At 34.2% G+C, this 10,156-nt stretch carries 10 protein-coding genes; 9 read left to right on the top strand and 1 reads right to left on the bottom strand.

Annotated features, from left to right (window positions below):
- The first annotated feature begins 81 nt into the window (after nt 1-81).
- Nucleotides 82-798: an AAA family ATPase gene (locus tag ACN0WI_RS07545; protein WP_417886047.1), complete on the top strand. Its 717-nt coding sequence runs from the start codon at nt 82-84 to the stop codon at nt 796-798.
- Nucleotide 799: 1 nt separating this feature from the next.
- On the top strand, nt 800-1,534 hold the full coding sequence (locus ACN0WI_RS07550; RefSeq protein WP_417886048.1) for a YggS family pyridoxal phosphate-dependent enzyme: 735 nt from the start codon (nt 800-802) through the stop codon (nt 1,532-1,534).
- A 141-nt stretch (nt 1,535-1,675) separates the two neighbouring features.
- Here the strand turns inward: ACN0WI_RS07550 and ACN0WI_RS07555 are convergent, their stop codons facing one another.
- Nucleotides 1,676-2,623: a helix-turn-helix domain-containing protein gene (locus tag ACN0WI_RS07555; protein WP_417886049.1), complete on the bottom strand. Its 948-nt coding sequence runs from the start codon at nt 2,621-2,623 to the stop codon at nt 1,676-1,678.
- Nucleotides 2,624-2,716: 93 nt separating this feature from the next.
- On the opposite strand from ACN0WI_RS07555, the gene ACN0WI_RS07560 reads away from it, so the two are divergent.
- The 7 genes from ACN0WI_RS07560 to ACN0WI_RS07590 form a co-directional block, all read left to right on the top strand.
- Nucleotides 2,717-4,888, top strand: a complete 2,172-nt coding sequence (locus ACN0WI_RS07560; protein WP_417886050.1) for a TonB-dependent siderophore receptor — start codon at nt 2,717-2,719, stop codon at nt 4,886-4,888.
- Between the two features lie 6 nt (nt 4,889-4,894).
- On the top strand, nt 4,895-6,280 hold the full coding sequence (locus ACN0WI_RS07565; RefSeq protein ID WP_417886051.1) for an MFS transporter: 1,386 nt from the start codon (nt 4,895-4,897) through the stop codon (nt 6,278-6,280).
- The gene (locus tag ACN0WI_RS07570; protein WP_417886052.1) at nt 6,267-7,145 is read left to right on the top strand and encodes an ABC transporter substrate-binding protein; all 879 of its coding nucleotides are present in this window, start codon (nt 6,267-6,269) and stop codon (nt 7,143-7,145) included. Before ACN0WI_RS07565 ends, ACN0WI_RS07570 begins: the two co-directional genes overlap by 14 nt.
- A complete protein-coding gene (locus ACN0WI_RS07575; RefSeq protein ID WP_417886053.1) occupies nt 7,142-8,140 on the top strand; it encodes a FecCD family ABC transporter permease in 999 nt (332 codons plus the stop codon). Before ACN0WI_RS07570 ends, ACN0WI_RS07575 begins: the two co-directional genes overlap by 4 nt.
- 4 nt (nt 8,141-8,144) lie before the next feature.
- Nucleotides 8,145-8,909 carry an ABC transporter ATP-binding protein gene (locus ACN0WI_RS07580; RefSeq protein ID WP_417886054.1) on the top strand — a complete coding sequence of 255 codons (765 nt, stop codon included), beginning with the start codon at nt 8,145-8,147 and terminating at the stop codon, nt 8,907-8,909.
- 121 nt (nt 8,910-9,030) lie between these two features.
- On the top strand, nt 9,031-9,267 hold the full coding sequence (locus ACN0WI_RS07585; protein WP_417886055.1) for a hypothetical protein: 237 nt from the start codon (nt 9,031-9,033) through the stop codon (nt 9,265-9,267).
- 498 nt (nt 9,268-9,765) lie between these two features.
- The coding region (locus ACN0WI_RS07590) for an Arm DNA-binding domain-containing protein (RefSeq protein WP_417886056.1) at nt 9,766-10,156 on the top strand (391 nt) is incomplete at its 3' end.

Consider the following 10,156-nt stretch of genomic DNA (forward strand, 5'->3'; position numbering starts at 1 on the left):
TGGCCTAGTGGTCAGCTAAGTGAATGCAATGCCTTTTACAATGACTCGAATCCATTTTCGTCCACAATTAAAAGTTACTAGATGAATGTAATTGACCTCGTTATACATAATAAAGATCGTGTAGCTTTAGATGATGTTTTTCTCAACAAAGAAAACAGCAAAAGCATCCAACAATTAATTAAAGAACATAAATATGTAGACGAACTTAACAAGTATGGTTTGTCTGCAAATAATAAAGTTTTGCTTAAGGGAAACTCCGGCTGTGGCAAAACCATTACTGCAAAGGCAATAGCAAATGCATTAGATAAAAATATTTTGGTACTGAATTTAAGTAACGTTGTCTGTTCGCGTATAGGTGAAACATCACAAAATATAAAGCAGGTTTTTAACAAAGCTTCAAGAGAGAAAGCTGTCTTGTTCTTAGATGAGTTTGACCAGATAGGTAAATCTAGAGGAAGTACCGATAAAGATGTAGGTGAAATGAGAAGGTTGGTCAATACCATTATTCAGCTGATCGATTATTATCCCACTGATGCATTACTGATATGTGCTACTAATCATCCTGAAATTATTGATGTTGCCTTGTTGAGAAGATTCCAGTTAAGTATTCAATTTGAAATGCCAACAAAAGAAGTTTTAGATAAATATTACAACCAATTACTATCTCCCTTCCCTAAAGAATTGCAGCTCATTGAGCGAAAATATCAAATCTCTTTTGCCGAAGCCAAAGATTATACCTATACACTTATAAAATCAAAATTGATAGAAGCAATGGAAAAAAAGACAAAATCAAGTTAGAGTGAACAATCATATTTTAAACAACCTAAACTGTATTCAGCAGAGAATAGAAAATGCCTGTATAGAGAGCAATCGGAATCCTAAAGAGATAAAACTGCTTTTGGCAACTAAAACCGTTACTGCCGAGCGTATTAAGATTGCACTTCAGTCAGGGCAAACCTTGATAGGAGAAAATAAGGTACAGGAAATCAAAGAAAAGCATGATGTTTTAAAAAGTTTTCCCCACGAAAGTCATTTTATAGGGCATTTACAGACCAACAAAATCAAAGAATTGTTAAGGTATAACGTGTCCTGTATTCAATCTATAGACAATTTAAGGTTGGCGAAAAAACTGCATCAAAGATTGACTTTTGAAAAGAAAGAAATAGAAATATTCATTCAGGTAAATACCTCCAATGAACAAAGCAAATTTGGCGTACATCCCGATAATGCTATAGATTTGGTTATGGCGATTTCGACCTACAAAAACATACATATAAAAGGGCTAATGACAATAGGATTATTCAGTACTCAGAAAGATAAAATCAGGCCTTGTTTTCAAAAACTAAAAAATCTGCAACAAGAAATTCAAGGTTTAAAGATTCCGAATGTTGAAATGAAAGAACTTTCCATGGGGATGAGCGGTGACCTTGAAATAGCCATAGCGGAAGGAGCAACTATGGTTCGGGTCGGCACGGCCATTTTTGGGGAGCGGCTCTATCCTGACAGTTATTACTGGAACGAAATTAAAAACTAATATGATGAATATCCATTATTTGGCACACATGCTTTTTGAAGGCTCGGGCAATATTAAATAATAGGATGAACAAAAACAGTAAACCAGCCACCTTAAAAATATCTGACAAGGCTAATGCCATTCTTTGAAGTATCCCTCGCGTTATTTTCTAAATTCCCCTGGAGTACACCCAAACTGCCGTTTAAATGCCGTTATAAAATGTTGTGGATGATTATAACCTATAATATTAGCTATTTCAGAAACAGAAGTAGCTGTAGATATCAGCAATTCTTTAGCTTTATTCATTCGCTGATCCACTAAATATTCAAAAACACTTTGTCCAAAAATCTCTTTAAAACCCGTTTTTAATTTGGTTTGATTTATTCCAACAGATAAAGCAAGGCTGGGTATCGTTTTATGTGTAAAATCTTTACTAATAATTTCATTCACATGATAAATGGCATCGATATCCCTCCTGCTCAATTTTAGGGATTTATGGTTTCTATTTTGTTGATGAAGGCAGACTATTTGCGTCAATAATAATTCGGATACTTTTGATTCAAGATATACCTGTTTTAATTTTCCCGAATAATTATCCTTTCGCTGGTACATTGCTGTAATGATCTTTCGCATGATCGGATCTTTGGATATGGAGGTAAACAGTTTTTTTCCATTAAGCACTTTATCCACAATCTTATTATCAGAATAATTATCAGCATAAATTTGGGGACAAAAAGAAATTTCAAAGAATTCACCAATTCCATCGTCTACATCCATATGAAACAAGTACTCGTCTTTATCTTCTTTAAATAACATGCATTCGCCTCTATTTATATTCAGGTAGCTTTTATGCTCGCTAACACAAGAACCTCTCAGGCAAAAATGAGCCACAATAGTTTCTTTTTCAGGAGAAACTGAATAGGTTTTAACACGCTTGGTCTGATAAATTCCCCATTTTAAATGGATTCCCTTTAAAAAAATATTCGTCAAGTCTATATCAAATCCATTATTGTCAGATAAAATATCCTTTCTCTCATAAATTTCGGAAATGTTGGCATTGCCGTTTTCAAACTGATAAATGGAACTATCAATGGACATTTTATATTTCATATTTCTTCCATTTGCGTAATTAATCCTTCTACTCGCGTACCCGAACTTTAGTCCATAACGGACAATTTTGCACAAAAGTAAAAATTATTTAGAATGAATACAAATAACTATAAAGTGATTAATAAAATTCTATTAACAAATCTGCTAATACTCTCCTATATAGGGAGAGCGCAAAACAAAGCAGTCATTAAAAACGACACCCTATCAGACAAATCATTAATACTTAATGAAGTAGTTATTGTCGGTCAAAAAAATGGTTATAAAACTAATCAGGTTTCCAGCTCTTTACGCATTGATGAGCCCTTAAAAATAATACCGCAGAACATCCAAGTCTTAAACACAAAACTTATCTCAGACCAGCAAATATATACTATGTCCGATGCCGTTGCTCGAAACGTGAGTGGAGCAAGTAGGATTGAAGAATGGGGTGACCTATATACTTATATAACCATGAGAGGAGCAAGAGCTTCAGCTTTGAGAAACGGTATGAATACCACTTGGAAATACGGGTTATTATCAGAAGATATAAGTTTTGTCGACCGTATTGAATTTGCAAAAGGACCTGCAGGATTTATGTTCTCTGGAGGTGAGCCAAGTGGCATGTATAACATTGTAACTAAACGACCTTCCGGATATAGTAAGGGTACTGTTTCTTTAGGTATGGGTAGCTACGATCTATACAGGGCATCTATAGACCTGGATGGGGTATTCAATAAAGATCGATCACTTCTATACAGACTTAATCTTTCCATTCAAGACAGGAATTCATTTAGAGAATACGAAAACACCAAAAGATATAGCCTTGCCCCTGTAATTCAATACAAACTTAACGAAGAAACTACATTAACGCTAGAATATATTGCACAATACGCCCAATTACCTGATTTAGGAACCAGTTACTTGTTTTCCAAAACAGGGTACGGTACAGTTTCAAAAACTCAAACACTATCCGATCCTGGTATAGAAGCTACTATTGTAAAAGACCAAAACATCACAGCTAGTCTAGAGCATAGAATAAATGATGATTGGAAGATCACTACACAATTATCCTATTTTGATTATGACCAGAAAGGTTCATTTATCTGGATAAATAATATTGATAAAGAAGGTTACTTACAAAGAATTAGATACATATGGGATGCTAAAAACGAAATGTCTTTTGGGCAGACATATGTAAATGGTCGTTTTAAAACAGGAAAATTAAAACATAAAATACTAGGAGGTGTAGATTACAATACTAAAAGTTATGTGGCCGATTTTAATCAATATCATGTAATGGACAGTATCGACACCTATAATATAAACAACGTAGCCCATCAAAAACCTTACTTTGGTGTTGGTAAATTTGACAGGAGCATCAATATCAAGGAACGAGTGGGAACTGACTTTCTTCTAGAATCTCATCTTACTTCTATTTATTTACAGGATAGGGTCTCTTTTTTAAAAGAAAAATTGAACATCACTATCGCTGGTAGGTACACCTACCTAAAAAATAATAACTATGGCGCTATTTCCGAACATAAAAAAGTAACACCTAGACTTGGAATAAACTACGCGATTATTGACAACACGAACCTTTATGCTTTATATGACCAATCCTTCATTCCCCAAACAGGAAAACTCAAAAAAAGGGGGGAAATAAAACCTTTAACGGGGAACAATATTGAGTTAGGGGCTAAAAAAGATTGGTTCAATAAAAAGTGGAACACGACATTATCCCTTTACAGGATTATAAAAAACGATCAAGTATCTGATGATCCGGATAATGTTGGCGGAGAGAACTATGTGTTACAGTTTGGTCAGACGAAAACCCAAGGGATTGAATTTGATATAAAAGGAGAACTCGTAACAGGCCTAAATGCCATAGCCAATTATGCTTTTACCGAATCGGTTATCACAAAATCTACCACACAATACGAAAAGGGTACTTACCTCCCTGGATATGCCAAACACAACATAAACACATGGTTAAACTATCAGTTTCCCAGCGGGATTTTTAAAAAAATTAGCGTTTCTGCAGGTATGATGTATATGATTGATAGAAAAACCTGGTGGAATGGAGATTTTAAAGGTGAAAACTTACCAGATTACTTTCGTATGGATGGTGCTATTTCCTGGAGCAATCCAAAAGTACATATAGCCATGAATATAAATAACCTTTTAAATAAAAGTCTTTACAATGGTGCCCATCATTCCAGTGGTTGGTACTACTGGAGGCCTGAAGCCCCAAGGAATATTAGGCTAAATCTTACCTATAATTTTTAACATAACATGGAAAGAACTACAGCATTTCAAAAAGGACTTCTGTTAGCGATACTATTAATAGCAGCAATATTATCTCCTTTAGACTTTTATATCGTCAATTTAGCTCTAACTCCTATTCAAAAAGAATTGCACACTACAGAGGGGCATTTACAAATGATTATTTCTCTATACACATGTGCTTATGCCGTTTTTCAGATAACAGGAGGTAGATTAGGTGACTTGTTTGGAACAAAACACCTGTTTTTAATTGGTTTGATGGGTTTTGTCATTTCATCAGCTATCTGTGGATTAGCATATTCCCCTTCCATCATTATTACGGGGCGGATTATGCAAGGTATTTCGGGAGCTTTACTAGCTCCTCAGATACTGTCCATCATCCATACAACCTTTAGCGATAAAGAAAAGACCAAGGTAATGGCGCTCTATAGTTTCGTATTTGGTATTGCGGCAGTTTTAGGACAATACTTGGGCGGCATATTGATTGCCCATAATATAGGAAGTTTAGGATGGCGTATTATATTCTTGATTAATATACCAATCGGGTTAATAGCATGGGTAGGAGCTATCTTTTTCTTACCAAAGAGCGAAAAACAATCTAAAGAATATATTGATGTATTGGGAATGGTTCTTCTTTCGTTTTCTTTAACCTTAATAGTATATCCACTTACACTTTTAGGAGAAAACGGCTTTTCATTTTCTGTAGTAGCAATGTTAGTTAGCAGCATACTTTTTTCAATCTGGTTTATTAAACATGAAAAAGCAATAAAGGTAAAAAATAAATCACCGCTTATAGATATAACCTTATTTAAGTATAAAAACTTATCGTTTGGAAGTATTGTGGCTTTCCTTTACTACAATAGTGGTGTCTTTTTTTTGATATTAGCCCTTTATTTACAAGAAGGACAAAATTGGACAGCTCAACATACGGGTGCTACAATGATTCCATTCGGAATAGGTTTTCTAGTTTTCTCGTTGATCTCACCTCTAGTGGTAAGAAGAATTGGTGACTATATACTAAATACTGGCATTGCACTTTACGCATTAGGTTTTTTAGTATTGATACTTTCAATATCCAACCCAAGCTCTTTATTATTTACATCCGGGTTGTTTATAGCGGGTGCAGGTATGGGAACAACACTGGCTTCAATAGTTCGTATTTCCTTAAAAGGAATTCCTTCCAAGTTCTCGGGTTTGGCTTCAGGAGTAATTAATTGTGCCTTACAGATAGGGTCAGCCATTGGCGTAACAGCTATTGGGAGTATCTTTTTTTCCTTACGGAAATCCTACAACCATGAAACCTCCTTCCAATATGCAATGCTTGTAGTGGTTGCTTTGCTCATGGTTGCCTTTTTTGTTGCACTTCCAATTATCAAGCAAAATGAAGAACTATAAATTAACTCCCATAATGCTGCTCTTCATAAGTATTGCTTGTACTCCTAAAGTTGATAAGCCTATTAGCGAAAAATATGACAAGATTTTGGTGCTTGGTCAAAATCCGTTGGATATGTTATTGGATTTAGGGGTGCAAGAAAAAATAGTAGGCGTAGCCTATATAGATAATGAAGAAATAGTAAAGCAAAACCCAGGTATGCCCGTGCTCTCTAAAGGGTGGCCGAATAAAGAAAGTGTTTTATCCCTTAAACCAGATCTGATAATTGCTTTAGAATCTGCTTTTAAACAGCAACGGATAGGTAATGAGAGGTTTTGGAACAAAAGAGGTATCAAAACCTGTGTTATAGATGACTATAATTCAGACAAAAACCTTAATAATTACTATAAAGATCTAGATCTGGTAGGAAGAACCTTAAATATAAAACATAGGTCAGACGCCATTATTACCCACCTTAAAAAAATCGAAAAGAAATATACCAAAACAAAACATCCTCCCACTCAAAAAGTCTTACACCTATCCTATACGGGAATACCGAATCAATTCTACTACTACCCTCCTTCTATGTGCTTGCTGGATGAGATTATTACCAGCTGTGGTGGAGAATATATAAATCTTGGCAGCCATTACTTTATCCTCCCATTGGAAACGATTATAAAATTAAATCCGAAAAAAATAATAGTTACCCGATTTAGAAAACGGAAAGATGAAAACATCATCCAAGAAATAATCAAAAATCCACACCTCGGACATGTAAAAGCTATCAAAAAAAAACAGGTTATTGAAGTAGATTATACACAGGCAATTAGGGGAACTACCGATATGGAAGCTATTTATAGCTCAACATCCAATTTCCTTAAAAAATGAAAAGAACCCGTACGCTATCCATACTGATCATGATACTGATATTCTCACTTATAGGAACGTTGGGAATAGGACAGATCAACATTTCATTTACACAAATAGTAACCGCTATATGGAATATAAACAGTGATGACTTGATAACGGACGTAATTGTAAATCTGCGGTTACCTAGATTACTCTTTGCTACACTATCAGGAGCGGGTCTCGCTTTATGCGGTTACATTATGCAGGCCACTATTCAAAACCCTCTTGCCGACCCTTATGTATTAGGAATATCATCAGGGGCTTCTTTAGGTGCTTCGCTGGCCATCGTTCTCAACATTTCCCTAGGAAGCATCATCGGAAACAACTTTGTTATTGCGCTATTTGCTTTTCTAGGCTCTTTGGCAACAATGGTATTAGTTACGTTCACATCAAACTATAGAGGTAATCCCACAACGGAAAGAATCATCTTGTCAGGAGTCATCGCCAACTCATTATGTGTTGCTTTAACCAACTTGATGATTTATTTGGCCAAGGATGCTGAAAGTATAAGAAATATTACTTTTTGGACTATGGGAAGCCTTTCCAATATTTCCTGGATTCAAGTATTCTTGGTAGCCATATCTACACTAGGAGCCATAGTTTTCTTTTTAACGCAGTACCGATCCCTGAACTTGATCAGCTTAGGGGATGAAGCAGCTGCCAGTCTAGGAGTCAATGTTAGAAAAAGAAGAAACGTATACATTCTTGCTGTTACCTTTCTTACGGGAGTAATCGTCTCACAATGTGGTATTATAGGTTTCGTGGGGCTCATAGTTCCCCATGCTGTTCGTATGGCCTGTAAAACTTCCAACAGTAATATTTTACCGATAATACTCTTAAGTGGAAGCATATTTATGCTATTTGTAGATACACTGTCCCGCAGTATTTTAAACAATCAAGAAATTCCAATAGGCATTATCACCTCGTTAATAGGAGCCCCGGTTTTTCTATTCATATTCATCAAAAGAAAATAATACGATGATGATTTATATAGATAATCTTACTGTTGAAATTGAAAAAAAAGAGATTCTCAAAAATATTTCCTTTAAAGTTTCGGCAGGACAATTTGTAGGTATCATTGGCTCTAATGGAAGTGGTAAATCAACTTTGATCAAAAGTTTATATAAAATTCTTAAACCCTCTTCAGGGAAAATCTATATCAATGAATACAATATTACTTCCTTATCCCATAAAGAACTAGCCCGCCAGGTTGCCGTGGTGGGACAGTTTAATAAAACAGATTTGGATTTTTATGTTAAGGAATTTGTTATGATGGGAAGATATCCCCATAAAAAAAAGTACGAAAGAATAAACAGTGAGGATTATGAGATTGTTGAAAATTCTTTACGCATAATGAACATGCATGATTATCTAGATAGAAAGATATCCGACTTATCAGGAGGAGAAAAACAAAGAGTTGTAATTGCTCGTGCTTTGGCACAGGAACCTAGTTGTTTGATTTTGGATGAACCCACAAATCATATGGATATTAAGCATCAACTTCAGCTTTTGAAACGACTTAAAAAGCTGCCTATTACAATAATTATGAGTATTCACGATATGTCGATTGCCTATAATTATTGCGATTATATCATAGCCCTGGATAGAGGCGAGCTATTAAAAAAAGGTAAACCAACGGAAGTTATTAATACTCAAACAATCAAACAGTTATTTGACGTTAATGTTGACTTAATTCAAAGTGATGTCCAAAATAAGGTCGCCATACTTTTTTCGGAAATATGAATAATCCTCGAGACAGAGCTATCGATATGTATATCCAAAGGAAAAAATCTAAAAATCTGATAAAAACCTTCTGTTTTCAAACTTTTATATGAATAAATAGAATAAAACAAGATATTTTTGAGTGAAGAAGAAAATAATGGACAGTATACCACGTGATATTCCTGAAATATTTAAATCATATAAATTAGCGACAGATTTTCAAAAGGAAAAATTTCCCGAAAATCAATGGCAGGAATTTGATGAAAAACTAATATCCATTAAAGTCAAGGAAAACCGAAAATTTAAGTTATTAAGTGACAAAAAGCTAGCTTGCAAATGCTCAACAAAAACAATTTTAAGGACGGATACTTGTAAATAAAATGAAAAATTGATTAATCATTACAAAAAATTTAGATTTCTTTGGAATCAAAAAATTAGAAAATTCCTCAGAATTGCCTTCTTATTATCACAACGCAGATGTTTGTAACTTTGAAATAAAAATAAAGGTTTTACTTAATTAAAAATGAAAGTTGTAGAATATATCAGGAGTAAATTCAGTACATTCTTCTTGTAATATCTGGATGCTGAAAAAACCAATTAGCTAAAATATTAATTGAATTTTTATAATTATAATATAAAAAAAGACTTCAAATAAATTTGAAGTCTTTTTCTAGTAGCGGGAACTGGACTCGAACCAGTGACCTTCGGGTTATGAGTGTTTTATCACACAATATCAATAATACAAAAATGTTCTGATTTTCAATATTTTAAATTAATTTTAATAGCATTTGTAATCAAATAACATCAATTAAATTCGAAAAATGTTGTACCTATGTTGTACCTGTTTTTCTTATCTTTATAATCTAAAACATTTATTATGGCAACCGTTAAGGCTGTACTCCGAAAAAAAAAGAATCCTGAAGGTCAGTTTCCAATCGCTGTGAGAATTACCAAAGATAGAAAAAGCTCTTACTTAGGAACTGGTCAATATATTGAAGAAAAATATTGGGATAAGAAAAATAGATACGTTAGGAAATCTCATCCTAATGCGAATATCATTAATAACTTTTTACTTACTAAAGTTGCCGAAGCAAATAAAAAAGTTCTAGAAGCTGAAAATAATTCTGATTACCAGACCGTAAAAACGATCAAGAAAAATCTCAGGCAAAACAAAAAAGTTGACTTTTTTGTAGTAGCAGATATGCATCTGAAAAGCCTAAAGGATAGAGAAAAACATCATCAATACGATACTGAACTTGGTCGGCTTA

This window comes from Zunongwangia sp. (assembly GCF_048269745.1).
GTDB lineage: Bacteria > Bacteroidota > Bacteroidia > Flavobacteriales > Flavobacteriaceae > Zunongwangia.

Excerpts from the sequence above, each read along its gene's own strand:
- ACN0WI_RS07545 (WP_417886047.1), top strand. The coding sequence starts at position 82 with ATGAATGTAATTGACCTCGTTATACATAATAAAGATCGTGTAGCTTTA.
- ACN0WI_RS07555 (WP_417886049.1), bottom strand. The coding sequence starts at position 2,623 with ATGAAATATAAAATGTCCATTGATAGTTCCATTTATCAGTTTGAAAAC.
- ACN0WI_RS07560 (WP_417886050.1), top strand. The coding sequence starts at position 2,717 with ATGAATACAAATAACTATAAAGTGATTAATAAAATTCTATTAACAAAT.
- ACN0WI_RS07565 (WP_417886051.1), top strand. The coding sequence starts at position 4,895 with ATGGAAAGAACTACAGCATTTCAAAAAGGACTTCTGTTAGCGATACTA.
- ACN0WI_RS07570 (WP_417886052.1), top strand. The coding sequence starts at position 6,267 with ATGAAGAACTATAAATTAACTCCCATAATGCTGCTCTTCATAAGTATT.
- ACN0WI_RS07575 (WP_417886053.1), top strand. The coding sequence starts at position 7,142 with ATGAAAAGAACCCGTACGCTATCCATACTGATCATGATACTGATATTC.
- ACN0WI_RS07580 (WP_417886054.1), top strand. The coding sequence starts at position 8,145 with ATGATGATTTATATAGATAATCTTACTGTTGAAATTGAAAAAAAAGAG.